The 24,734-nt window shown below is 41.1% G+C and carries 24 protein-coding genes; 9 read left to right on the plus strand and 15 right to left on the minus strand.

From position 1 onward, the window contains the following. Positions 1–35: 35 nt before the first annotated feature. The 3 genes from atpE to atpH all read left to right on the plus strand — a co-directional run bounded on the left by atpE (position 36) and on the right by atpH (position 1,573). Positions 36–299, plus strand: a complete 264-nt coding sequence (atpE, locus tag BMY70_RS10540) for an ATP synthase F0 subunit C (protein ID WP_090335138.1) — start codon at positions 36–38, stop codon at positions 297–299. Positions 300–490: 191 nt separating this feature from the next. Then, on the plus strand, positions 491–985 hold the full coding sequence (gene atpF, locus BMY70_RS10545) for a F0F1 ATP synthase subunit B (RefSeq protein WP_229209563.1): 495 nt from the start codon (positions 491–493) through the stop codon (positions 983–985). Positions 986–1,036: 51 nt separating this feature from the next. Then, positions 1,037–1,573 (plus strand): ATP synthase F1 subunit delta, encoded by a 537-nt coding sequence (gene atpH, locus BMY70_RS10550; protein ID WP_090335139.1) that lies wholly within the window; start codon positions 1,037–1,039, stop codon positions 1,571–1,573. Between the two features lie 84 nt (positions 1,574–1,657). Here the strand turns inward: atpH and BMY70_RS10555 are convergent, their stop codons facing one another. From BMY70_RS10555 to BMY70_RS10605, 11 genes are all read right to left on the minus strand, one after another. Then, positions 1,658–2,548: a sugar phosphate isomerase/epimerase family protein gene (locus tag BMY70_RS10555; RefSeq protein WP_090335140.1), complete on the minus strand. Its 891-nt coding sequence runs from the start codon at positions 2,546–2,548 to the stop codon at positions 1,658–1,660. Positions 2,549–2,580: 32 nt separating this feature from the next. Next, positions 2,581–4,260, minus strand: a complete 1,680-nt coding sequence (locus BMY70_RS10560; protein ID WP_090335141.1) for a carboxylesterase family protein — start codon at positions 4,258–4,260, stop codon at positions 2,581–2,583. 158 nt (positions 4,261–4,418) lie between these two features. After that, positions 4,419–5,654, minus strand: a complete 1,236-nt coding sequence (locus tag BMY70_RS10565; RefSeq protein WP_090335142.1) for an OmpA family protein — start codon at positions 5,652–5,654, stop codon at positions 4,419–4,421. Positions 5,655–5,956: 302 nt separating this feature from the next. Next, positions 5,957–8,500: an ATP-dependent Clp protease ATP-binding subunit gene (locus BMY70_RS10570; RefSeq protein WP_090335143.1), complete on the minus strand. Its 2,544-nt coding sequence runs from the start codon at positions 8,498–8,500 to the stop codon at positions 5,957–5,959. Between the two features lie 69 nt (positions 8,501–8,569). Then, on the minus strand, positions 8,570–9,229 hold the full coding sequence (locus BMY70_RS10575) for a WbqC family protein (protein ID WP_229209564.1): 660 nt from the start codon (positions 9,227–9,229) through the stop codon (positions 8,570–8,572). Between the two features lie 100 nt (positions 9,230–9,329). Beyond that, positions 9,330–9,956, minus strand: a complete 627-nt coding sequence (locus tag BMY70_RS10580; RefSeq protein WP_090335145.1) for an L-threonylcarbamoyladenylate synthase — start codon at positions 9,954–9,956, stop codon at positions 9,330–9,332. A 20-nt stretch (positions 9,957–9,976) separates the two neighbouring features. After that, complete coding sequence (locus BMY70_RS10585) at positions 9,977–10,981, minus strand: glycosyltransferase (protein ID WP_090335146.1); 1,005 nt, start codon at positions 10,979–10,981, stop codon at positions 9,977–9,979. Positions 10,982–11,105: 124 nt separating this feature from the next. After that, on the minus strand, positions 11,106–12,029 hold the full coding sequence (locus BMY70_RS10590; protein ID WP_090335147.1) for a YihY/virulence factor BrkB family protein: 924 nt from the start codon (positions 12,027–12,029) through the stop codon (positions 11,106–11,108). Positions 12,030–12,039: 10 nt separating this feature from the next. Then, complete coding sequence (locus BMY70_RS10595; protein WP_090335148.1) at positions 12,040–12,456, minus strand: acyl-CoA thioesterase; 417 nt, start codon at positions 12,454–12,456, stop codon at positions 12,040–12,042. 32 nt (positions 12,457–12,488) lie between these two features. After that, entirely contained in the window at positions 12,489–13,526 is a 1,038-nt protein-coding gene (gene mltG / locus BMY70_RS10600; RefSeq protein ID WP_090335149.1) for an endolytic transglycosylase MltG, read from the minus strand. A gap of 74 nt (positions 13,527–13,600) precedes the next feature. Further along, on the minus strand, positions 13,601–14,683 hold the full coding sequence (locus BMY70_RS10605; RefSeq protein WP_090335150.1) for an Ldh family oxidoreductase: 1,083 nt from the start codon (positions 14,681–14,683) through the stop codon (positions 13,601–13,603). A 270-nt stretch (positions 14,684–14,953) separates the two neighbouring features. Here BMY70_RS10605 and BMY70_RS10610 point away from each other — a divergent pair, with 270 nt between their 5' ends. The 5 genes from BMY70_RS10610 (at position 14,954) to BMY70_RS10630 (ending at position 20,995) form a co-directional block, all read left to right on the plus strand. Next, complete coding sequence (locus tag BMY70_RS10610; RefSeq protein ID WP_090335491.1) at positions 14,954–15,580, plus strand: DUF502 domain-containing protein; 627 nt, start codon at positions 14,954–14,956, stop codon at positions 15,578–15,580. A gap of 87 nt (positions 15,581–15,667) precedes the next feature. After that, entirely contained in the window at positions 15,668–16,282 is a 615-nt protein-coding gene (locus BMY70_RS10615; RefSeq protein WP_090335492.1) for a hypothetical protein, read from the plus strand. Positions 16,283–16,339: 57 nt separating this feature from the next. Continuing rightward, positions 16,340–17,584, plus strand: coding sequence for a 3-phosphoshikimate 1-carboxyvinyltransferase (locus BMY70_RS10620; protein WP_090335151.1), 1,245 nt, complete (start codon positions 16,340–16,342; stop codon positions 17,582–17,584). Between the two features lie 78 nt (positions 17,585–17,662). Next, entirely contained in the window at positions 17,663–19,252 is a 1,590-nt protein-coding gene (locus BMY70_RS10625) for an FMN-binding glutamate synthase family protein (protein ID WP_090335493.1), read from the plus strand. Positions 19,253–19,327: 75 nt separating this feature from the next. Continuing rightward, complete coding sequence (locus tag BMY70_RS10630; protein WP_090335494.1) at positions 19,328–20,995, plus strand: S8 family peptidase; 1,668 nt, start codon at positions 19,328–19,330, stop codon at positions 20,993–20,995. A gap of 69 nt (positions 20,996–21,064) precedes the next feature. Here the strand turns inward: BMY70_RS10630 and BMY70_RS10635 are convergent, their stop codons facing one another. Continuing rightward, the gene (locus tag BMY70_RS10635; RefSeq protein WP_090335152.1) at positions 21,065–21,610 is read right to left on the minus strand and encodes an NUDIX hydrolase; all 546 of its coding nucleotides are present in this window, start codon (positions 21,608–21,610) and stop codon (positions 21,065–21,067) included. A 75-nt stretch (positions 21,611–21,685) separates the two neighbouring features. On the opposite strand from BMY70_RS10635, the gene BMY70_RS10640 reads away from it, so the two are divergent. Continuing rightward, the gene (locus tag BMY70_RS10640) at positions 21,686–22,582 is read left to right on the plus strand and encodes a DUF2911 domain-containing protein (RefSeq protein ID WP_090335153.1); all 897 of its coding nucleotides are present in this window, start codon (positions 21,686–21,688) and stop codon (positions 22,580–22,582) included. 73 nt (positions 22,583–22,655) lie between these two features. Here BMY70_RS10640 and BMY70_RS10645 read toward each other — a convergent pair whose 3' ends face one another. From BMY70_RS10645 to BMY70_RS10655, 3 genes are read right to left on the minus strand one after another with little or no spacing between them, the layout of a single operon-like run. Beyond that, entirely contained in the window at positions 22,656–23,267 is a 612-nt protein-coding gene (locus tag BMY70_RS10645) for a trimeric intracellular cation channel family protein (protein ID WP_090335154.1), read from the minus strand. Between the two features lie 11 nt (positions 23,268–23,278). Continuing rightward, on the minus strand, positions 23,279–24,100 hold the full coding sequence (locus BMY70_RS10650) for a thymidylate synthase (RefSeq protein WP_090335155.1): 822 nt from the start codon (positions 24,098–24,100) through the stop codon (positions 23,279–23,281). A gap of 45 nt (positions 24,101–24,145) precedes the next feature. Beyond that, positions 24,146–24,574: an OsmC family protein gene (locus tag BMY70_RS10655; RefSeq protein WP_090335156.1), complete on the minus strand. Its 429-nt coding sequence runs from the start codon at positions 24,572–24,574 to the stop codon at positions 24,146–24,148. Positions 24,575–24,734: the final 160 nt, after the last annotated feature.

The following is a 24,734-nucleotide window of genomic DNA, read 5'->3' on the forward strand; positions in this document are numbered from 1 at the left end:
TTTTTTATTAATTATATTTTAAAACAAACACAATTATGTTGCTTCAAATTTTGCTTCAGGCTACAGAACAAGGTGGTGCAGGTCTAGCTGTTTTCGGTGCTGCTATCGGTGCTGGTCTTGCTGCTATCGGTGCTGGTCTTGGTATCGGTAAAATTGGTGGTTCTGCAATGGAAGGTATCGCTCGTCAGCCAGAAGCTGCTGGTGCTATCCAAACTGCAATGCTTATCATTGCTGCTCTTATCGAAGCGGTGGCGCTATTCGCAGCGGTTATCTGTCTGCTTATCTCGTTCAAGCTTTAGTAACGAATTTGAGATTCACGTCTCATGCTTGACCTCTTTCGCATTAGGCGTAGAGAATTGGCAAAAAAAACTTACCGTGGAAGCAATAGGCTTCCACGGATTTTAACAAAAAAGAGAGTGCAGGGAGTATATTCATTTAACAAAATCTACTTCGCATTTAAAGATTTTACAACTCACAAAACTCAGATATTATGTCATTGCTTACTCCAAACCCAGGTCTTATTTTCTGGATGCTGGTGGTATTTTTACTGGTTGTTTTTATCCTTGCGAAATTTGCCTGGAAACCAATCATTAAAGGCTTAAAAGATCGCGAAAACGAAATCCAGGGTGCTCTTGATCTTGCTGAAAGAACAAAAGCTGAAATGGTTAAGTTGAAATCGGATAATGAGAAGCTTGTTGCCGAAGCTAACGCAGTTCGCGACAGAATTCTTCGTGACGCAAAAGATGCTTCTGACCGCATGATCGCCGAGTCGAAAGACAGAGCTGCTGTGGAAGGACAGAAAATGATTGACAGCGCTCGTGACACGATCCGTAACGAACAACATGCTGCAATCGCTAAAATGCGTAAGGAAGTTGCTACTTTATCGCTTGAAATCGCTGAGCAGGTATTGCACCGCGAATTGAAAGACAAAGAATCGCAGGAAAAACTGATCTCAGACCTTGCTTCCTCAGCCCGCATGAACTAATTAGTTAGCGAAGCTGTGATTTTCATTCATTCAAAAATTAATTAATTCCCTATGTCAGTAGGTATAGTTGCTGCCAGATACGCGAAATCACTTATCGAACTGGCAAAAGAAAAAAACGTAGTGGAGGCTGTATTTGAGGATATGAAATTATTCAAGGATACTGCTGATAAAAATCGTGGCCTGATGCTGGCACTGAAAAGTCCTGTGGTTCGTCACGAGAAGAAACTGGCTATTTTGAAAGCAATTTTTCATGATAAAGTAAATCCGGTTTCGTACTCAATCTTTGAGATCATTACAAGAAAAAACCGGGAATCGATCCTTGATGCGATTGCCGATGAATTCATAAAAACTTACGATGAATACCGTGGTATTCAAAAAGCAACTGTAATCACAACGACTCCGTTAACAGAAGATCTTCGCAAGCAATTTAATAAAATTGTTGCAGACGCTACTGGTAAAACAGTGGAGCTGGAAGAGAAAGTAGATCCGGCTTTGATCGGAGGCTATTTACTTCGTGTAAATGATCGTCAAATCGACGCTTCTCTTCGCAGCCGTTTAAACGAGCTGAAATTACAACTTGCTAATTAAGATTTTTTTATCTGCATAATGTGGAAAGACCCGGCTGCTATGCGGCCGGGTCTTCTTTTTGTAACTACCAAAGTTCTGTAAGTTTTACACTTTCCACTTCACAAGATTACCATAACTGATCGCAATTGATTCCAAAGGAGGCTTTTTGCAAACATCCTGCTCAACAAAGAAGTGAGTCATACCAGCCGTTTTTCTGGCAGCAAATATCTTAGCAAAGTCAATGGAACCTGTACCGACTTCTGCAAAGGCCTTATCTTCGCTTTTCTCCATGTCTTTTACGTGCCACAAAGGAAAACGGCCGGGGTGTTGCTTGAATAGCTCCACAGGATCTAATCCAGCCCTTACAGCCCAATACAAATCCAATTCTAATTTTACCAAAGCTGCATCCGTATCCTTTGTGATAATATCATAAGGTAGCTCTCCGTCCAGTTTTTGAAACTCAAAGTCGTGGTTATGGTAACCAAACTGAATTCCGGCAGCCTTACAGATTTCTCCCGACTTATTAAATAACACCGCATACTTTTTATAATCGTCGATCGATTTGCGTTCGTCAGGCGTCAGGTAAGCGCACATCATGTATTTTTGTCCAAGTTCTGCTGAGTCGTCAACGGCACGTTTCCAGTCGTTCGACAAAGTTCCTTTTTTGTCCGGTGCTGAAATTCCGGCACCATAGTGACCACTCACAGCACTAAGGCCAAGTCCGCTTAATAATGATTTAAATTCCTTCGGAGTTTTACCAAAAAATTTACCGTCAGAATAACCAAACGTTTCAACTTCCTTATACCCAATTTTAGCTACCTGTTTAAGCGTTCCTTCCAGATCTTTGCTCAATGCGTCTCTAAGCGTATAAAGCTGCAGACCAATTTTTGAAGGTGCTTTTGACATCGCAGGAATGCGTGAAAGCAAAGGGATAGAAAGTGCCAGTGCACTAGTGCGAAGAAATGATTTCCGCGAGATTTTTTGGTTAAAGTCCATTTGAAGTGGAGACTAGGGATTAATTAAAACAACTACTTATTTATTGTTACAGCACCCGAGCTATTTAAGGGTGCAAGCACTGTCGAAGGAATTTTCCAGTCCTGGGAAAAATACCCGTCTACTATGATATTTTTTGACGAACCTTTAAAAAATAAAATGTCTTTAAATTCCGGCAAACTTCTTTGCGCAACCGGAACAAAAGGAAGTCCCTGATCCACAGCTCCCGACCACCAGGGCAACCCCGAGCTAACCGTCACATAATGATTTTCAATTGGAAAAATATATAGTAGACCATAATCAGTATTAGCAGAATTCAGATGGACTGGAAGTTTGTCTGCATACTTGTTGATCACCGAATTGTTGTCTTTGGTTCCAAACAGAATCAGGTTCGAACTTTCGAAGTCGCTCGGCCTGACTTCTTTGTCTGCTAAAACTCTTGGAAAAAACATTATTCGCCCTAAAAACGGTCCACGATAAGCTGACCAATTGGCAGCTTCATTGGCTACATCCACGCGCTTCTTCAATTCCTCCGGTGAAGGATTATCAGCGGTACCGTATACATAAACATGACGGGATGAAAATGCATCAAAGATTGGGCCTTCTGCCCCCTTCTTTTTGACTATATTGCCAGAAGCAGGCCCCTTGCCTATTTTCCAGGCATTACCTGTTTTATAAAATGAAAATGTACTATCCGCTTTCCCTGTCAAACTCGTTCCGTCGACCGAAATATTTAATGATTGCGCCGCATTAAATTTGGAATGTCCCTTTAAATTTAAAGTAAAGGCGTAAAGATTGTTTGTTTTGATATCAATGGTATTCGTTTTTTTAAAGCTAGCATCTATATCGGCAAGTACACCGCTTGTTATCCCATCCAGCTGCACCCAATACGCTTTATTATATTTATAAAATTTGCTCGAAAACTTTACCTCGTTCGGGTATTTATTTCTGACCTGATTAAACCACCCGAAAATAAATTCCGCATCATACGCGCTCACCCAGCTATCGTGTTTTACATCAACAAACTCTTTGTAAGTTACTTCGACACCAATGTTCTGCATTTTCTCAACCCAGTCTCTCGTCCACTGAACGGGAACAACAGGATCTTTATCTCCATGAAAAAAATGAACCGGAAAGTTGATTGCGTTAGCTGCCAAATCGATAGTACCGGCAGGAGGTGCCGGGCAAACCGGAGCGATCGCCGCCCATATGTCCGGACGGGTCAGCCCAATCCATAATGTTCCTCCACCTCCCATTGACAGACCGGTCAAATAAGTTCTATCTTCGTCAATATTGAATCGCTTTTTTACATCAGCCAGCACATCATAGACATCCTGCTCCGGTATACCCTGATACCCTGCTGTTCCCCTGGCATACGGAGAGGCAACAATAAAGTCAACATCATCCCATTGAGAAAAATAGCGCGTTGCCTCAACATCCGTTTCATCATCGAGATTACTTTTACCGAAAACCCGTTTTAGCGCCAGTCGATGGTTTGATCCTGCGCCGTGAAGCATCATCACCAAAGGGTATTTTTTAGCAGGATCATAGTTTTTAGGAATATATAACCCGTATGGTTGTTCAGTATCGTCGGCAGATGAGAAGATAGTTAGGACTTGCGGACCTTCTGACAATTTTTGAGCTCTTAAGATCGTCAGCGTCATCAAATTAATGATCAGTAAGCCAAAGATCCTAACCTGGAGTTTTTTTGTCATATCTATATATTAAAACTTACAAAGTTTAAATATAATCTAAATCATAAAGTTCTCCTTGGCTTTTATAAAATAGATCAGCCTATTTCTTAAAGATTATAATTTGGTAAACAAAAAAAGAGGTCAAATCTAAGATTTGACCTCTCTGAATATTGTCCTCACTACTTGCGGGTTACATTAATTGCAATTCTGCGGTTTTGCGTTCTCCCCTCCTCAGTATCATTTGTCGCAATCGGATGTTCAATTCCGTAACCTTCGGATTGGATTCGTGTTATTTTAATATCGTTCTTAGCAATACCCTTTTTCACGGCGTCCGCACGGCTTTTAGATAACATTAAGTTCGTTGTAGCATCGCCCGTGTTATCAGTGTAGCCTCCAATCTTAATATTCACCATTGGATATGCACGCATAATCTTTGCGATATTTTCAATCTGAGCCTCGGAATCATCGTCCAGTTCAGCCAGATTAGGCTCGAACGTTATTCTATCAAAATCGATCCAGTAATTTTTATCTACCACCACACTTGAATCCTGAATGAACTTAATAAGCTTTGCCTCAGTTCCGTTTTCGGGTATTTCCAAAACAATGTCTTTTGGAAGTTGTTTCGTAACCAGTTGCCCAGGATTTCTTTCCGCAACGCCGCTTGGTTTACCCTTAACACCGCTGCTATCAACAGGAAAATCCTCGACGACAATCGTTTCTTCTTCCTTATTCAGTTTTTTATAACCCCAGACCGCGGCTCCAACGAGCAGTAAAGCCAGAATCAGATATACAATTTTTGTTGTCCCTGATACCGGTTTATTTTCCAGCTGATGTTCACTTAAAGGATTTTTCTGAAGACTTTTATTTAAATCTTCCAATCCTTTAAAATCCCAAATTGTGGAAAGATCTTTTGGCAGATATTTGATTATATACTCTTTTTGGCCAACGAGCAATGTTGTCAGTTTTACCGGCTCTATGGATTTTTCCTTAACCTGTTTACCAATTACACTTAGTACAATCGGAGCGGAAATACTCAATATTTTAGAGACAGAATTTGCTTTCAACTTACTTGACGCCGCTATGGATTCAATCACGGTTTTCAGATCAAGATCCAGAAGCATTGGAAGCATGGAAAGACCGTTGGCTATAAAGTCCTTTGATTTGATAGGATCCCCAAGAATTTCAGGAAGATTATTTAATACATAATTCTCGTTGTTCAGATTCATCAGACCGATCAACTCATATACACCTCCGGATGTGGAGGCAGTATTCATTGTTCCTCCTATTAGACCGGGAAGGGCTCCTAGCAAAGCGGTCTGAACATCACTTGCACTCTCTTCGGTCAATATTGATATACTAAGACCTACTTCTTTTGTTATGTACCCCTTTGTTAACTCCAGTAAATTGACAGCCATAATGGTCGGTATTCTTTTCTTTTTTAGTTCTCAAATTAATCTTTATATTTTATCTGGAGGATATGCAAATTAATAACATTCTAATCATATTATGATTATTGATCAGCGATTAAAATTAATAAGAAAGATTTTAAACACTGGCAATAATATAGAAGTAATACTATTTCTTATCAAGTTAATTCGAGCCTTATAAAATTAACCGTCATAAATTATAAAAAATAAGTTGCTTAAAAAACAAAGAGGCAGAATCTCAAAGATCTGCCTCCTAGTCTTTTATCGATAATGAATCAAGTTTTAATTCATCAGTTTGGTACTTCTTCTTCTTTTTTTCTAACAGTGATAGTCAACTCTTCGCTGTTTTCTACGTGCGTTGCTACCAGAACATCTCCTTCTCTCAAATCTCCTTTGAGAATTTCTTCTGCAACAGGGTCTTCGAGGTATTTCTGGATCGCTCTGTTTAAAGGACGAGCACCATATTGTGGATCGTATCCTTTTTCAGATAAGAAATCCTTTGCTTCTACGGTTAATTCAATTTCGTAACCCAAACCTTTCACGCGGCTAAACAATTTGCCAAGTGATATGTCAATGATGCGGTGAAGGTCTTCACGTTGAAGTGAATTAAACACGATCACATCGTCCAGACGGTTAAGGAACTCAGGAGAAAATGCTTTACGTAGGGCACTTTGAATCGTGCCTTTCATAATCTCATCCTGATTATCTGCTTTCGCTCTTGTGGAGAAACCGATACCAGTCCCGAAATCTTTCAAATCACGTGCTCCAATGTTTGAAGTCATGATGATAATAGTATTACGGAAATCTACACGACGACCCAGACCATCTGTAAGAATACCATCGTCAAGAACCTGCAACAAAATATTAAATACATCAGGGTGCGCCTTTTCGATCTCATCTAACAAGACAACGCTATAAGGTTTACGACGAATTTTTTCAGTCAACTGACCACCTTCTTCGTAACCAACGTAACCCGGAGGTGCTCCAACCAAACGAGATACGCTGAATTTCTCCATGTACTCACTCATGTCAATACGCACAAGGGCATCGTCTTTATCAAATAAATAAGTGGCAAGAACCTTAGCTAATTCTGTTTTACCCACACCTGTTGGCCCAAGGAAAATAAAGGAACCGATCGGCTTCTTAGGATCTTTCAAACCTACACGTGTACGTTGAATGGCCTTTACCAATTTCTCAATCGGTGGGTTCTGTCCAATTACCTTTGCTTTAAGCTCATCGGCCATGTTAAGCAATTTCTTACCTTCATCCATCGAGACGTTAGTCACAGGAATTCCGGTCATCATTGCAACAACCTCTGCTACATTATGCTCAGTAACGGTATATCTTTTTTGCTTGGTTTCTTCTTCCCAGGCAAGTTTGGCGCGGTCAAGCTGATCGATCAATTTCTTTTCACGATCACGTAACTGAGCTGCCTCTTCGTATTTCTGGCTTTTGACAACCCGGTTTTTTTCCTGTTTGATATTCTCAATTTGTTCTTCCAAATGAAGGATATCCTCAGGAACAGTGATGTTGCTGATATGAACTCTTGCGCCCACTTCATCCAAAACGTCAATCGCTTTGTCCGGAAGGAAACGGTCAGTGATATATCGCTCTGACAATTTCACAGCGGTACTGATCGATTCCGGCGTATAACTTACGTGGTGATGATCTTCATATTTATCCTTAATGTTTTCAAGGATCTGAATTGTTTCTTCGATCGAAGTAGCATCAACCATTACCATCTGGAAACGACGGGCAAGTGCTCCGTCCTTCTCTATGTACTGACGATACTCATCAAGTGTCGTTGCACCGATACACTGGATTTCTCCGCGTGAAAGTGCAGGTTTAAACATATTTGAAGCATCCAGCGAACCAGAAGCACCACCGGCACCAACAATTGTATGAAGCTCATCAATGAAAAGGATAACATCCGGAGATTTTTCCAACTCATTCATTACCGCTTTCATTCTTTCCTCAAACTGTCCACGGTATTTAGTACCTGCTACAAGCGACGCAAGATCAAGTGTAACAACTCTCTTACCGAAAAGAACACGGGATACTTTTTTCTGCACAATTCTTAGCGCAAGACCTTCGGCGATAGCAGTTTTACCTACACCGGGCTCACCGATAAGAATTGGGTTATTCTTTTTCCGACGGCTAAGAATTTGCGCTACACGCTCAATTTCTTTTTCACGTCCGACGATAGGATCAAGTTTTCCAACCTCAGCCATTTTCGTAAGATCACGCCCGAAGTTATCCAGTACAGGAGTACGAGACTTTTCTGCACCTTTAGATTCTTTTCCGGAAGCTGCGCCTCCGCCTCCACCGCCAAACATGCCGCCTCTCGCTTCATCGTCACCGTCTTCGGTTTCCGGACCCATATGGGGTTTTGTTCCTGATGATTGATATTCTAACATCTCTTTAATGACTTCGTAGTTAACATTAAATTTATGTAGGATCTGGGTGCCAACATTATCTTCGTCACGTAAAATAGACAGAAGCAAATGTTCAGTTCCGATCAAGGGGCTTTTGAAAATTTTTGCCTCCAGATATGTAATTTTCAACACCTTCTCAGACTGCCTGGTGAGAGGGATGTTCTGCAGATTTTTAACATTATTAGTTGCCGCACCCTTAGTAGCCTGTTCGATCGTCTGTCGAACATCATCAAGGGATACGCCCAGCTTTTTAAGTAAACCAATAGCAACACCATCACCCTCACGAATCATTCCAAGTAACAGATGTTCGGCACCGATATAATCGTGGCCAAGTCGCAAAGCTTCTTCCCGACTCAGAGAGATTACTTCTTTTACTCTATTTGAAAATTTTGCTTCCATGTGTAGCAATAAAAATGTGTCTTAATATTCTAAACGCTACTTTTTTAATCTTTGTTCAAAGTAGCAGATTTATTGTTGCTTACAAGATCTCAGCAAAATACTTCTCGCCTCGGGCCCCATATTAAATAATAAATCGACAATACTTAAATTACTTACAAAATCATTCCCAAAGGTCTGATAGTATGCAATTGGCTGATAATATTTATTTATATTTTTATTCTTTTTATCATTAATCGCTGATAACTCATCAATTATGGCCTTATCGCCCTGAAATGGCACTGACAAATTGTACATAATCTCTTTTCTTATGCCCAACAATCTAAGACAAATTGTCAATAAATCATAATTTAGGTCAACAAGAAATTCTGGTTTTTTCAAATAAACTGCCTCGAGTTCGTCCGCGTAAAATTCGAAATAAGGAGATTTGCCATAAGCAGATCGGAAACATCCCCAGTGACGCCTGATCCAGTGCTGACTATAATCTATTTTTATATCTTTTGTTAAGGAGTTATTCGCGTAGGACTGAACCGGAACGGTTAATGTATCAACTTTATTTGTTGTCATCACATCGCAACGATTCCGGTAAGTCTGCTTCACATATCTCTCATCAATATCTATCCAAATCAAATCGTTACTTAAAATACAAGCAAAATATTCAAGACAAGGAAGATACTGTAATTCAAACCTTACTATTTTTTCAGGTTGATTATCTATAATAAATTCTGACACTACCAAATATGAGAAAGGCGGATGATATTATCAAAAAAATGATAATAATTATTTAACGTCAATTGTTTAATGCTATCGTAACTAAAATAATCACAAAAAATTAAACAAACAGACTGGTATCACCCAGGCCTTCCCTGACAATTTCAAACTGGTCATTGATCGCAAGCACGATTGTCGATCCAATATTTCCCCCGTATCCCCCATCGACCACAATATCCACCTGATGCTGAAATTTTTCAAAAATCAATTCGGGGTCTGTTGAATATTCGATGATCTCGTCATCATCTTTTATGGAGGTTGTTACAATAGGGTTTCCAAGTTCTTTAACGATCAAACGGGGGATCAAATTATCAGGAACACGAATACCAACTGTTTTCTTATTCGTATTTAATAATTTGGGAACTTGATTATTAGCATCCAGAATGAAGGTATAAGGCCCCGGAAGCACTTTTTTCATTAATTTAAAGGCAGAATTTCCAACTCTTGCGTAATCTGCAATATGGCTCAAATCGTAACAGATAAATGAAAAATCATTTTTTTGTGGTTTGATGCCTTTAATACGAGCGATTTTTTCAACAGCCCTGGTATTGAAAATATCACATCCCAAACCGTAAACAGTATCTGTCGGGTAAATCACCAGTCCTCCTTCGCGAAGACAGTCAACGACCTGACGAATTCTTCTTTCATCAGGATTTTCAGGGTATATTCGAATTAATTCAGCTGGCATAGTTTGTACTATTTTCTGAACTAACAATTCAAAAGGCTAAATCCTTCCGGCCGCGCTCCTTTTTTTTGTAAATTATTGAGATAAAACCTGTATAAACCATTGATCGGAAGATGTAAACGACACAGTGCTACAATCATCTCCGTAGCAAAACCGGGATTTTGAATATAGTTGAGCAGCCTTCTGAACCGAACTGCAAGTTCAAATTCTTCCGCATAAAAACACTTTCTAATAAATGTACGAATTCGGGCAGCCAACAGATCAAATTCCTCCTGGTCGCGGTTCAAATCATATGCTTTGTTACAAACAATATAGCATGTTTCCAGCAAACGATTACCCTTTTTGTAAACCTGTTTGCTCAAAGAATCCGGAACATTTCTTTTCAACGTAAGCACTTCGTCCAGATAAAAATATTTGTAATGAACAGAAGATCTCACCCAAAAATCAAAATCTTCGAAAAATAATGATTCATCATAACCACCCATATCAGTCAGCATTTTTGTGCGCATCATCATGGTTGGGGTGCAGATAAAATAATTTTCCAGCACGCTTTTATACACGTCGCCCGACGGAATTGTCTTTTTAGCTTTCTCTTTATAATTGACCGGATAATGAAAATTCAGGAGTTTTCCATCCGCTTCGATGTAACGGGCATTCGTAAAAACCACCCCGTATTCATCTTCCAGTTTTTCAAAAGCTTCTACCTGAAGTTCGATGCGTTTGGGAAGCATCACGTCATCAGCGGCAAGATCTATAATATATTTACCTTTTGCCAGAGCAAGTCCCTGATTAAAGGCCCGACATAAACCAAGGTTTGTAAGGTTTCTTACCAGAAGGAAATCGGATCCGTCAGGAAGCACATTTTCAACTACCGATATTGTTCCGTCTATACTTGCATTATCTATTACGATAACCTGAATATTGGGATACGTCTGTACGAAGACGGAGCTTAGCGTTTCACCAATGTATTTTTCATGATTGTAAGCGGTTAAAACCACAGTCACCAAAGGTTTCTCAATCTCTCTCATTTTTTACCCGTTTGTTCACCTTCAACCTTAATCCTTATGACTTTGTAGACGTTTCATTTCATCAAAAGTCACGAAATAAAAATGGATTAAAAAGTATATCGACGGGTACTTAGTTTCCGGTAATTTATCTGGTCTTCGAGCGGTTTTTTTTTCTTGCGGAAGCAATACCGGCATTGACTTCAAAACCAAAAATTAATAACAGGGCCAATAGATAAAACCAAATCATCAGCGCGATCATTGTTCCGATAGACCCATAAAGTTTGTTATACGAACTGAATCTGGAAAGATAAAAAGAGAATAGATATGTGGCAACGAGGATCAGGACCGAAGCAATAACGGAGCCCAGATTAAAAAAAGCGTATCTGTTAATTCTCGAAGGGGCAAAACGATAAATAATGGAAATTGCTAACATCAATGCTCCAAAACTGACTATATACCTGCTGAAATTTAGAGAAGATACGATCCAGCTATACCTGATGATTTCCCACTCGGAAATTATTCCTTTCACAACATCCCCGACAATAAGCAAGACAATCAGCAAAATCATCACAGCTACCAAAACCATTGTCAGTAATGTCGCAACGCCTCTTTGCTTCAAAAAGCCTCTGGTTTCTGCATCCTCATACACCATATCGAAAGATCGCATCAGCGACATCATCCCGTTGGTCGAAGCGATCATCGCAAAAATAAATCCAAACGAAAGAACGCTGCTTCTGGGACGGCTGAGAATATCTGAAATAGTTTGCTGTGCATCCTGAAAAATCCCACGAGGCATCAGTTCTTTTAACACACCCATAATCTGATCGTCCAGGTTTTCAATGGGTATATAAGGTACAAGCGTAAACAGAAAGATAATAGCCGGAAAGCAGGCAAGCGTAAGACTGAAAGCTACAGCAGAGGCGCGCTGGTCTATATCGTATTTATGATTGTTGCGTTTAATATTAATCAGTATGTCATAAATTGACACCGTTCCGCGAAAAAGCAGGTTTCTTTGCAGCCACACAACCAATAATTTTACCTGACGGCTTTTCAACAGTTTTTCAAGCATGGTATTTGAATTACAATGTTTGAAAATATGGATTTAATTTAAGTAACAGCGGTGCCGGTGCAACGCATAATTTCGCAGTGTCACGTTTTTGAAACACCAGTGTTGTTTCTCCTACATTCAGTAAAATACCATCCTGATTCCGGATTTCATATTCAAAAACGACTCTTATTCCGGGTATTTTCTGAATAATGACCTTAATCGTAAGTTCATCGTCATAACGCGCAGGTTTGATATATCTGGAGCGGTTCTCATAAACCGGCATCATCACGCCCGCATCCTCCATTTCTTTATAACTGAATCCAACGCTACGTAAAGCTTCGACTCGGCCGATTTCGTAATATCTTGCGTAATTTCCATAATACACGTAACCCATCTGGTCCGTGTCCGCATATCTCACTCTGATTCCTCTTACTTCGTAGGTAAACATTCTTAAAATTTTAGTAGACGTCAACCTGAAAATTACTTCATGATTTTCAGTCTGTTCAATTCGGCCTGATACATTCTGGCGTTGTTCAAATGGTCAGGATAAGTTTTAGCAAAGGCGTGGTATCCCGAGAGATCCGCTTTTGCGCACATGTATAAATAATCGTGTTTGTCGTAATTGAGTACAGCATCCAGAGATTTGAAATCAGCCACACGGATCGGTCCCGGAGGTAATCCGATGTTTACATAGGTATTATAAGGAGATTTCACCCGCAGCTGCTCATTCAAGATTCTTTTGATCGCAAAATCCTGCAATGCATATTTAATCGTCGGATCAGCCTGCAACGGCATCAAAGCATTTAAACGATTGATATACAAACCGGCAACCATTGGTCTTTCATCTACTTTGCGGGCCTGCTCCTCTTCTACAATGGATGCAAGAATTGAAACCTGAACGGGCGTCAGACCAATAGATTTTGCTTTTTCGACACGTTCTGCATTCCAGTATTTTTTATACTCGCTATGCATGCGGTCAAGGAATTTCTCTGTTCCTGTTGTCCAGAAAATGTCATACGTATTCGGCAAAAACATGGAAACGATCGTTAGCGTATCCAGTCCATACTTCTGGCAAACTTTAGGATCATTTAATGCCTCACGAAATTTCGTTTCACCAAATTCAAAGCGACTGCCAATTCTTTTGATTAGATCTTCTTTCAAGCGTATGTTGTTAAAAGTTAATTTAACCGCATCCTGATCACCTGAAATAAGCTTTTTGATTGCTTTATAATTACTCGTCTCCGGTTTAATTACATAACGCCCCGGTTTTACTTTTTCAGAATATTTCAAAAGCTTCGCTAAGAAACGGAACGAAATATTATCATTGATCACCTGATGTTTGTCAAGCGAATCCAGAACGGTCTGATAGGTTGCCCCTTCCGGAATAAGCAAGGCGAAACTTTCCTTTTTATCAACCTGAAGGTTTGGCGTTTTGAATATCTGCCAGAAATAAAATGTAAAAGTGGTTGTAAGAATTGCAATAACTAAAAACAATCCTACCTTAAAATTGCGCGACATATTATACTGTGAAGTTTTTTTAGTTTCTAAACGTTTCAACAACAATTCGTTGCCAACAGTTTATATGTGAATTTTTAATCAATTCTTTTTTCAAATGAAATATTGAACCGTTTCCCTAATTCAGCCAATGAATCCTGAACAGGTTCTAACAACGAAATACCTTCAACGCTACGTAAAGCTTCCATTTCTCGTTCCGGATCTCCCGGAATTATGACCTGTTTTCCTTCCACGGCGCGGGCACTACGGAAAGCGCGGATCCATTTATCCATATCTTTTTTGAAATCGTCGGCCGGACGGAAACCATCCACGCGCATAGCTCCTAAAAAATGTCCGGTTCCCAAACCGACGCCTTCGTTCGCAGACATAAACCCTGCGGTAGCAAAAGGCGGAACCCAGGGACCAAAATTTGCTCCGGAAAGTACGCCAGAGAAAATATCCACGATCGCACCAAGTCCATATCCCTTATGACTGCCATGTTCACGGTCCGAACCCAGCGGCAGCAAACCTCCCCCACTTTTAACAGCATTGGAATCAGTCGTAGGATTTCCATCGGCATCTTGCGCCCAGCCCAGCGGAGCAGGTAAACCTTTTCTTTGCAAGATTTCAAATTTCCCATAAGCAACGGCGGTAGAAGCAAAATCCGCAACAAATGCAGGCTCTTCCAACGCAGGAACTGCAACGGCAACAGGATTTGTACCTAATAATTTATCCAGAGAAAATGTCGGTGCGACCAAAGGAGCCGCGTTGGTCATCGTCCAGCCAATCATATCTTTTTGCAAAGCAAGCATGGCATGATAACCCGCGATCCCGAAATGGTTTGAATTCCTTACAGAAACCCAGCCGGAACCTACCTTCTCAGCTTTCTCCATTGCCACTTCCATCGCCTTTGGCGCAACGACCAGTCCTAAACCCCGGTCTCCGTCCACCACCGCGGTACTTGGCGTTTCATAAACCACCTTCACGTCCGGCGTAGGGTTCAGTCTTCCGTTATCATACAAACGGACATACCCGGCTAAGCGGGCAATACCGTGAGAATCAACTCCTCTGAGATCAGCACTAATTAAAACCGTGGAAGCCAAAGCTGCCTCATCAGGCGAACACCCTATTGCCAGAAAAACCTCCTCAGTGAAATGCTTTAAGTAATCAGCCTGATACATATACGTTTACTAAATGAATTGCTATAAACTGGTCAAAAAGCCACAAAAGGTGAAACTTTGCGGTATTTGAGGTTGCAAATATCTGCATTCAACAACCAGCTTACAATACTTCCGGACTTCTTACCGGATTTTACCTGAGAAACGAGATTAAAAAACGATCATATGAATGGCCCTTTTTTGAACTTTAAACGGCCAAAAACCGTAGTTTCAACAGGTATCGGGGAGATTTGGTTTTCGAAAAATAATACAGTTTACTTTGATAAATTTTTAATGGAATTAAAAAATACTTTCCTCAAACGCATACTAAGCTACTTTATTCGTGGCCTGGTTCTGGTTGCGCCGCTTTATGTCACAGGCATTATTATCTGGACCGGCGTGGAGTTTCTGGATAACATTATTCCAATCAATATCCCAATATCGAACAATCAAACGGTATACCTGCCTGGCTTGGGCGTTCTGATCATTTTGTCGGGTATCATCATGCTTGGCTTTATATTTTCCACGATCATTCCCCAATCTTTTTTTCAGATCACGGAGAGTATCATGCGGAGGATACCGCTCGTCAGCCTGATTTATTATTCGATCAAAGACCTCGTGCTTGCTTTCGTAGGCGATAAAAAGAAATTTAATCAGCCGGTTTTGGTAACGATGTATAAGGATACCGGTATCAAGAAAATCGGTTTTATTACTCAAAATGATCTGAGTCATTTACACATTCACGATCATGTTGCCGTGTATATGCCTTTGTCTTATTCGCTCTCTGGCGAGCTTTTTATAGTACCTTCCGTGAATGTGACCAAACTGGAAGCAACCACAACTGACGTTATGAAAATGCTCGTATCCGGAGGAGTTTCTGTCAAAGTTCCGCCACATGAAGAAATTACCGAAGAGGGATGATTTCGGTTAAAATTTCAGGAACAACAATGCAATCGAATTACCCGTTTAAAGAATGATTCCCTATCTTTGGACCTTTCTATTTTCTTTATGAGACAAGTTCTGACATTATTAGTTTTATTTATTTTAGGGAGTATTCCGGCATGGGCTCAGGACAATTACGACCCAAGAAAAGCACTTACAAGTGAAGAACTTTTTCTCAAACAAGGCAATAATAACCGTGTTGTAGGCGCTCCTGGCCAGAAATATCTCGTTTTAGACGCGTCCCCAACAATCGGCGGATTTCACCGTTATCGTTTTTTTCCTGGTGACAATATCAAATTCAGGATGAAAAACGAGACTATAAAATTCAACGAAACCATTGCCACAATCAGCGATTCTTCCTTCGCAATAGCTGTTATTAACGACGCTTTGAATCAAATGACCTATCAGGAGATTCCTTTGACTGAAATTAAGCTTATTAAAACAAGCAGACGAATTCCTTTCGTTTCACAGGCTGCTCCGTTATTACCGTTGGCAGGGCTGATCTACATCGGTGCAGATTTTTTTAACAAAGGTGTTGATAACAAGCGCTATACAACCGATGCCTCAACATTTGTTGTTGGAGGAGCGTTTGTTGTTGCCGGACTTTTCTGTTATAAAATGACTTTTTCGTCCCTGAAAATAAATGGGAAGAATAAGTTGAAGGTATTAGAAACTTATTAAATTTTCGAAGTCAATAAGTACTTTTGGCGCTGATATAATTCTGAAATAATTGATACTGTGAAATCCATTTTAGTACATCCACCCCAACAAGCAATTCGTGCCGAAATCAAATTGGCCGCATCAAAAAGTGAATGCAACCGTGCTTTGATTATTAATGCATTGACTGATTTTCAATGTGACCTTACCAATATTTCCGAAGCGCGTGATTCTCAAACAATGCTTCGTTTACTGCAATCAGAAGATTCAGTGGCGGATGTAATTGATGCAGGAACTACTATGCGTTTTCTTACGGCATATTTTACCGTATCAAATCAGCATAAATTGATGACGGGAACACCGCGCATGTGCGAAAGACCGATTGGGATTTTGGTTGATGCCTTGCGTGTTTTGGGTGCTGAAATTGAATACCAGAATGTGGAAGGTTATCCCCCGATGCAATTAAATGGATTTAATTATTCAGGAAAAAGTGAATTAACGATTCGCGGCGACGTCAGCAGCCAATATATTTCTGCTTTGCTTCTGATCGCCCCGTCTCTGCCCGAAGGTTTGACAATTAATCTTGCGGGTGAAGTTGGATCGCGTCCGTATATTGAAATGACATTGAAACAAATGGAACATTTTGGTATTAAATATTCAGCAGACTGGGTAGCAAATATTTTGAAAGTTGAACCAGGCACTTACCAGCCTCAGCCCTATGCCATCGAGTCTGACTGGTCTGGTGCGAGTTACTGGTACTGCATCGTCGCATTGGCAGACGATGCGGAAGTTGAGCTTTTAGGACTTAAACAAAATTCATTGCAGGGCGACAGTGCCATTGTTGACATTATGGCTCAGCTTGGCGTTGACAGCTCTTATACCGACCACGGTGTTTTATTAAGAAAAATTCCTGCTGCTGACTCGATCGAGTGGGATTTTACCAATTGTCCGGATCTTGCTCAGACGGTTGCGGTATGTTGTGCAGTAAAAAATATTCACCTGACTTTGACAGGAATTGAAAGTTTGAAAATAAAGGAAACAGACCGCGTTTTTGCTCTTCAGGAAGAATTGAAAAAACTGGGTGCCGAACTTAACGAGGTTGAGAAAGACCATAAGTATGTAGTTGTCCGTAAATCTGATTGGGAGCCGGGTTCAACGCCATCGATTTTCACCTACGATGACCACCGTATGGCGCTTGCGTTCGCGCCTGTGGGCATGGTTCGGGATATTATTATTGAAGAACCAGGCGTTGTTGTCAAATCGTATCCGGGGTATTGGAAAGATCTTGCAACTGTAACAACCTGGGAAGAAATGCAGCTATCCTGAACTTAAAAGGGGTCGTCTGGCTGCACCAATGTGTTTGCTGACGGCCCCGCACCTTTCATCCACAACACTATTTTCACGATGACTGCCTTAACCTTCCTTTCTTCCATCCCGATCTGGGTATACATTGTCGTTGCCATCTTGATTTTTGCTCTTCGCGATATTCTTCAAAAAAAGCATACGATCCAGCACAACTTCCCTGTTCTTGGCCATTTTCGCTATATGATCGAACAGATCGGACCGGAATTGCGCCAATATATTGTCGCCAATAACCGCGAAGAATTGCCGTTTAACCGCCGCCAGCGTTCATGGATTTACGCTTCATCTAAAAAAGAAAACAATTACCAGGGTTTTGGGTCGGATCAGGATATGAATGAAGCAGGTTTTGTTTTTATCAAACCTGCCATGCTTCCTTACAAGCTTCCGCTGGATCATCCGCATCACGCAGTCAACGGAAAAAATCCTGATCATTATACCATTCCTTGCGCGAAAGTTATCGGTGCATATCACAAACGCAGACGTCCTTACCGGCCTCATTCTGTTATCAATATCAGTGCGATGAGTTATGGATCTTTATCGGCCAGAGCCATCGAATCGCTGAACAAAGGTTCTGTACAGTTCGGAAATTATCATAACACCGGCGAAGGCGGACTTTCACCTTACCATAAATTTGGTGCAGATGTTGTTTTCAATATGGGCACTTCCTATTTCGGGGTACGCGATCATGATGGAAACTTTGTCATGGAAAAACTTGTCAAAATGACGAAGGATAATCCATTTGTCCGCATGATCGAATTGAAACTTTCCCAGGGAGCAAAACCTGGAAAAGGCGGAGTTTTACCAGGCAGCAAGATCACCGCCGAAATTTCAGAAATTCGTGGCGTCCCGATTGGAAAAGATGTCGTTTCTCCCCCTTACCACAGTGCTTTTTCTGATGTAAAAAGCATGGTAAATTTTATTGAAGAAATGGCCGAAGCAACCGGACTTCCAATTGGAATAAAAGCCGCAATCGGGAAAACGGATATGTGGGAACAGCTCGCGGACCTGATGGTAGAAACAGGTAAAGGTCCTGATTTCATAACCGTTGACGGAGGCGAAGGAGGCACAGGGGCCGCACCGCCATCTTTTGCAGACCACGTCGCATTGCCTTGGGTGTACGGTTTCAGCACCATTTATAAAATATTCCAGAAAAGAAATCTAACAGACAAGATAACTTTCATTGCTTCCGGAAAGCTAGGTCTTCCTGCACAGGCTGTTATGGCCTTTTGCATGGGAGCAGATGTGATCAACGTGGCACGGGAAGCGATGATGTCCATTGGTTGTATTCAGGCACAGACGTGTCATACAAACCGTTGCCCCACCGGAATTGCAACCAATAACAAATGGTTGGAATCGGGAATTGACCCTGCGCTGAAAAGTGAACGCTTCCATAATTATATGAAAACGCTTGCCAAAGAAATTATTGAAATTACAAACGCGGCCGGTTATGAACACCCGTGCCAGTTTGGTATGAACGACATCGATATTTCGATGGGTGATAATAACAGAACGCTTGCGCTGGCGGATAACTATGGTTATCTGAAAACACCGGTCGCCTACAACAATATTCAGGAGCTGCTTGATTGTTCTAATTTGGGTGGAAAAAATGCTCCGGTGGAAACTATTGCTTAAATTGGGCAACACTTTCTTTCATTTAAACGTATGTTTTAATGAAAGATGGTGATTCTCAACAAAAAGCTATGGAAAATGAATATTAAACTTCTACTGGTTGTTTCTCTCTTATTTGTGTTGCTGACAAATTTCAGTCAGGCTCAAACCAACCCCAGATATCTAGTTTTATATAAAGATAAAGCGTCATCTCCTTACTCTGTCAACAGGCCGGCAGAGTTTCTTTCTACGAAAGCCATTACAAGGCGCAACAAACAGAATATTGCTGTCTCTGAAAATGACTTTCCTGTAAACCCTGCATATGTAGCGGCTGTGAAGCAAACCGGGGCGACGGTTATTTATTCTTCCAAATGGTTTAATGGCACGCTGGTTGAAGCTTCTGCCAGTCAGTTGGCCGCAATTAAAAATCTTTCTTTTTATAAAGGAATCGAGCAGAATCACGCGCTTGCGAATTTAACAACACCTTCTCCCGGATTAAGAATGTCAGCAACGGAGACGGTTTCCGAAACTGCGGCTGAACTCGATTATGGACGTATGCGCGAGCAACTGGCACTGATGGGTACGGATCATTTGCATCAGGAAGGTTTTCAGGGAGAGAATATGCTTGTGGCCGTTTTTGATGCAGGGTTTAACCGGGCCAATGAGCTGGATTTCTTAAAACCGCTTTTTAACGAAAACAGGGTTCTCGACACGCATGATTTCATAAGTCGGAATAGTAATGTGTATGATGATGATTCCCACGGTTTGCATGTGCTTTCAATCATCGCCGCCGATCAGCCTGGCACCATTATAGGCGCTGCGTTCAAAGCAAATTTTGTTTTATACAGAACAGAAAATGTTTTGATGGAAACACCGTACGAGGAAGTAACATGGCTTCTTGCTGCTGAACGCGCTGATAGTATCGGTGTTGATGTAATTAATTCGTCGTTGGGTTATAATACTTTTGAAGGGGAATTTAATACCTCCGCTTACAACTATACTTACCAGAATCTCGACGGAAAAACAACCATTATTTCCCGTGCTGCAAGATTCGCTACACGAACAGGAATGCTCGTCGTCAACTCTGCCGGGAACGAGGGTAACAAGGCCTGGAAATATATTACTGCGCCTGCTGACGTCGATTCGGTTTTAAGTGTTGGTGCTACAACGCTCGACAAAAGTTACGCAGCGTTCAGTTCTGTTGGCCCAAATGCAATCGGGCAGCAAAAGCCTGATATTTCTGCGGTGGGATCAGGAACTGTCTTGGGGAGCAGCACCGGATCAGGAAATGTTACAAGTGGGAATGGAACATCTTATTCTTCTCCATTAATCGCTGGATTGGCAACCATTCTATGGCAGGCCTTCCCGAATCTTACAGCGCAAGAACTTATCCAGGCGTTGAAAAAATCCGGACACCTTGCCTCCACTCCTGACAATTTCCTGGGCTATGGCGTGCCAAATGCTGCGCTTGCCGAGGAAATTATCAAAAACGGTATTGTTTTAGGAACAGAACCTGACGCGCTCGAAGATGTTATACTTTCTCCAAATCCGGTGCAGCAGGATCTAACCTTATCTTTCCCGATTGGGTTGCTTGGAAAAAAATCGACAGTCAGTATTGTTTCTCAAAGTGGAAAGACGCTGTCTTCGAATCAGATAATTTTAAGTAAGACGCTTCCAGTTCAAACGAACAATTTGGCACCTGGTTTATATTTGATTAAAATCGATGCGTTAAACAGAAGCCGGACTTTGAAGTTTATTAAGCAATAAATTTACAAAGTTGTCAGATTTCAGTCATATTCTATGACCTACACGTCCTTTCGGGTGTGCAAGTGAGATTTAATTTTCACCAGAAAGCGTTTTCCGCACCATCCGCATCAGAGATTCTGAGTTGTTATGTGTTTCAACTTCACTAATAGGAATCCAGCGAACGTCTTTTGACTCAGCATTGATAACAAGTCCATCTTTTGGATCTGCCTCAAAAACGAAACGGATGTCATAGTGGTAATGTGCAGGATCTTTTAAATTTGCCGGAATTAAATGGACGTCCACATCAAAAATTCCTTCCTTAGCTAACCGAAAATCAGAAATGCCTGTCTCCTCCTCCACTTCTTTTGAAGCCACATGCAGCACGTCGGGCTCTCCGTCACAATGGCCACCAGGCTGAAACCAGCGATCCAGTTTACGGTGATGCATAAGCAAAACCTGATCTCTGTCTGGTGAAACTATCCAGCCGGATGCTGTTACATGACCAATTTGCAAGGTTCTTTCAAAACAATCCGGATGCTCATTTACAAATTTTTTGATTTCCAGATACATTTCCTGTTCTTCTGAATTTACCGGCGTATAGGCATTTAGTAAAGAAAATAAATTGCTTCGTTTCATTAATAGGCTATCTGATTATTTCATTCTAATTTCACCACAAGTTTAACAGTTCAATAAACAAACAGCATTATTAAAATGAAAAAGTATTTATTATCCTTCTCGTTTGCAGTTCTCGTCGCAACAGCTTCCGTTGCACAGCGTACGCCTCAGGCGAGCCCTGGCGCCAGTATCGTTCAGGCAATTGGAATCACTGATTTTACTGTTAAATATTCTCGCCCGGGTATCAAAGGAAGGAGTGTTTTTGAAGAAAATTCTCCACTTGCCCCGACGGGAAAAATTTGGCGCACAGGAGCTAATCAGGCAACAACACTGGAATCTTCAACAGACTTTACATTCGGAGATAAAAAAGTATCAGCAGGTAAATATGTGCTTTATTCTATTCCTGGTAAGGCTAAATGGGTTGTTATACTGAACAAAGACGTAAACAGCAGTTCAGAAACTTACAAGGAAAGCGAAGACGTAGCGCGCATCGATGTTTCCCCTTTGCAGGGTGAGTTTAAGGAATCTTTTGAAATTAATTTTTCCAATTTGTCAGATAGTTCAGCGACCTTGAATATCGATTGGGCGGCTATAAAAGTGCCTGTGAAAATTTCTGTTTCCACACATCAACTTACTTTGGCTTCATTAGACAGAGCAGTTCAGGACAAACCGGAAGATCTTCAGACACTTCAAAGTGCAGCTGGTTATTTATTATCTAAAAATCAGGATCTGCCAAAGGCACTGGCTTTGACAGACAAAGCAATCGGCTTAAAAGAAACTTGGTCAAATCTTTGGACAAAAGCGCAAATTCTTGACCGTTTGGGAAGAACAGCGGCCGCTGTGCCGTTGGCTCAAAAAGCGCTGACTATCGGAGCAGCGGCACCAGATGGCGCCTACAATTTTTATAAAACTCAGATTGAAAAAGCTATAGCTGATATGCAGGCAAAACTTCCTGCTACGCCGGCAGCCAAAGGAAAAAAGAAGAAAAAATAATTTTTAGGTACATACAAAGAATGCTCGTTTCCTTTCGGAATCGAGCATTCTTTGTATGTACCTATCAACAAAATCAGGAACGAAAAAATTTCGGAACCGTCCATTGGTTACGGACTGCTAAAATTCTGATCACAATAATAACCAGAGAAGCTGAAATAAATGCTGTATTGCGCTCCGCGCCTACTTTATCCAGCACGAGATAACACACTGCACCGGCCAGACAAGCCGTCGCATAGACTTCCTTTCTGTAAATTATCGGGATTTCGTTATTCATCATATCCCGGACAACGCCGCCCATGATTGCTGTAAAAACCCCCATAATAGCTGCAATTTCTGGTCTTACGCCAAGATGAAGTGCCTTTTCAGTTCCTACAATCGTGAACAATGCGATTCCGCAGGTATCAAAAAGAAAAAGCGTTCTGCGAAGTCCGATTAAATATTTGTAAAAAATAAAAGTGGTAATAATTCCTGCCAATATGGCATAAAGAATTGTAATATCGCTAATCCATACCAAGGGATAACTTCCTAATAACACGTCACGCATCGTTCCGCCTCCGATGGAACATAGAAATGCCGTGAAACTGGCGCCAAACCAGTCCTGATGCTGCTGGTCTTTGACAGAAAGAGCGCCGGAAATTGCAAAAGCAAAAGTCCCGACGATCTCTAAAATATACTGGATACTCATTTCCTAATCCGTTAAACGGCAACCGGCGCTTTGATACCTGGCCATGGATTGTAGTTTTCTAAAGAGAAATCCTCAAATTCAAAATCAAATACACTCTTAACTTCCGGATTTATTACCATTTGTGGCAATGGACGAAGTTCCCGGCTCAATTGCAATTCCACCTGTTCCAAATGATTGACATAAATATGAGTGTCGCCACCTGTCCAGACAAAGTCACCCAGATCCAGGTCGCATTCCTGTGCGATCATCATCGTCAGTAGCGCATAACTTGCGATGTTAAACGGTACACCCAAAAAAACATCGGCACTTCTTTGATATAACTGACAAGATAACTTTCCTTTTGTTTCTCCCGCATCCAAATCCGGAGGAGCAACATAAAACTGGAATAACGCATGACAGGGTTGAAGTTTCATCTGCGAAAGCTCCGACGGATTCCAGGCAGAAACAATAATTCTACGGGAATCCGGACTGTTCTTCAACAGGGAAAGAATTTCTTTTAACTGATCAAAAGACTTTCCGTTTGCACCTTCCCAGCTTCTCCATTGTTTTCCGTAAACGGGACCAAGATCTCCTTGCTCGTCTGCCCATTCATCCCAGATCGAAACACCGTGATCTTTGAGATATTTGATATTGGTATCGCCTTTCAAAAACCATAACAGCTCATAAATAATTGATTTGGTATGAACTTTCTTAGTGGTAACAAGCGGAAATCCATCTTTTAAATTGAAACGCATCTGGTAACCAAACACACTGATCGTGCCCGTTCCGGTGCGGTCGGTTTTACGAACGCCGTTTTCAAGAATATGACGAAGTAAATCGTGGTATTGCTGCATACTTTAATATTGTTCGGAAATTAATTCCCGTGATTTTATCTTTTTTTACACAGTAGCGATTTCAACGCTATGGGTGATTTTGGCCAATGGTTCAAGCTGTGCTGTTGCAGAGCAGTATTTTTCCATAGATAAAGCAATCGCCCGGTCAATTTTTTTCTCGTCCAGATCGTTTCCTGCGAATTTGAAAATCAGATGAATATTCCGGAACGGACTTCTTTTCGTATCTTCCTCCTGCTCGCGGTCGCCTTCTGCCGTCACACGAAAATCAGTAATATCCTGCTTTTGTTTTTTTAGAATCAATACTACATCAATCGCGCTGCAGCTTGCCAATCCCATGAGTAATAACTCCATTGGCCTTACGCCCAGGTTATGACCTCCGATTTCTGGAGATCCATCGGTATGCACCTTTACTTCTGACGATCCTGTGCCTTCAAAATGAAATGCGTCATTTACGCGAACCAGTTCTACTTTCATATTTATTTTAATTGATTCTCTGCTGCTTATTCAGATTATAAAGATCTGACGGATATAACAACTTAAAAGTTCAAATATACTCGATCGGTACCGAAACGGCTATTTCCATCAAAAATTTAAAATCAGAATTTAAGCTAGTATATTCGTTCACTTAATGATT

This window comes from Dyadobacter koreensis, assembly GCF_900108855.1.
GTDB lineage: Bacteria > Bacteroidota > Bacteroidia > Cytophagales > Spirosomataceae > Dyadobacter > Dyadobacter koreensis.

Coding starts and splice junctions, on each gene's coding strand:
- atpE (WP_090335138.1), top strand. CDS start 36: ATGTTGCTTCAAATTTTGCTTCAGGCTACAGAACAAGGTGGTGCAGGT.
- atpF (WP_229209563.1), top strand. CDS start 491: ATGTCATTGCTTACTCCAAACCCAGGTCTTATTTTCTGGATGCTGGTG.
- atpH (WP_090335139.1), top strand. CDS start 1,037: ATGTCAGTAGGTATAGTTGCTGCCAGATACGCGAAATCACTTATCGAA.
- BMY70_RS10555 (WP_090335140.1), bottom strand. CDS start 2,548: ATGGACTTTAACCAAAAAATCTCGCGGAAATCATTTCTTCGCACTAGT.
- BMY70_RS10560 (WP_090335141.1), bottom strand. CDS start 4,260: ATGACAAAAAAACTCCAGGTTAGGATCTTTGGCTTACTGATCATTAAT.
- BMY70_RS10565 (WP_090335142.1), bottom strand. CDS start 5,654: ATGGCTGTCAATTTACTGGAGTTAACAAAGGGGTACATAACAAAAGAA.
- BMY70_RS10570 (WP_090335143.1), bottom strand. CDS start 8,500: ATGGAAGCAAAATTTTCAAATAGAGTAAAAGAAGTAATCTCTCTGAGT.
- BMY70_RS10580 (WP_090335145.1), bottom strand. CDS start 9,956: ATGCCAGCTGAATTAATTCGAATATACCCTGAAAATCCTGATGAAAGA.
- BMY70_RS10585 (WP_090335146.1), bottom strand. CDS start 10,981: ATGAGAGAGATTGAGAAACCTTTGGTGACTGTGGTTTTAACCGCTTAC.
- BMY70_RS10590 (WP_090335147.1), bottom strand. CDS start 12,029: ATGCTTGAAAAACTGTTGAAAAGCCGTCAGGTAAAATTATTGGTTGTG.
- BMY70_RS10595 (WP_090335148.1), bottom strand. CDS start 12,456: ATGTTTACCTACGAAGTAAGAGGAATCAGAGTGAGATATGCGGACACG.
- mltG (WP_090335149.1), bottom strand. CDS start 13,526: ATGTCGCGCAATTTTAAGGTAGGATTGTTTTTAGTTATTGCAATTCTT.
- BMY70_RS10605 (WP_090335150.1), bottom strand. CDS start 14,683: ATGTATCAGGCTGATTACTTAAAGCATTTCACTGAGGAGGTTTTTCTG.
- BMY70_RS10610 (WP_090335491.1), top strand. CDS start 14,954: ATGGAATTAAAAAATACTTTCCTCAAACGCATACTAAGCTACTTTATT.
- BMY70_RS10615 (WP_090335492.1), top strand. CDS start 15,668: ATGAGACAAGTTCTGACATTATTAGTTTTATTTATTTTAGGGAGTATT.
- BMY70_RS10625 (WP_090335493.1), top strand. CDS start 17,663: ATGACTGCCTTAACCTTCCTTTCTTCCATCCCGATCTGGGTATACATT.
- BMY70_RS10630 (WP_090335494.1), top strand. CDS start 19,328: ATGAATATTAAACTTCTACTGGTTGTTTCTCTCTTATTTGTGTTGCTG.
- BMY70_RS10635 (WP_090335152.1), bottom strand. CDS start 21,610: ATGAAACGAAGCAATTTATTTTCTTTACTAAATGCCTATACGCCGGTA.
- BMY70_RS10640 (WP_090335153.1), top strand. CDS start 21,686: ATGAAAAAGTATTTATTATCCTTCTCGTTTGCAGTTCTCGTCGCAACA.
- BMY70_RS10645 (WP_090335154.1), bottom strand. CDS start 23,267: ATGAGTATCCAGTATATTTTAGAGATCGTCGGGACTTTTGCTTTTGCA.
- BMY70_RS10650 (WP_090335155.1), bottom strand. CDS start 24,100: ATGCAGCAATACCACGATTTACTTCGTCATATTCTTGAAAACGGCGTT.
- BMY70_RS10655 (WP_090335156.1), bottom strand. CDS start 24,574: ATGAAAGTAGAACTGGTTCGCGTAAATGACGCATTTCATTTTGAAGGC.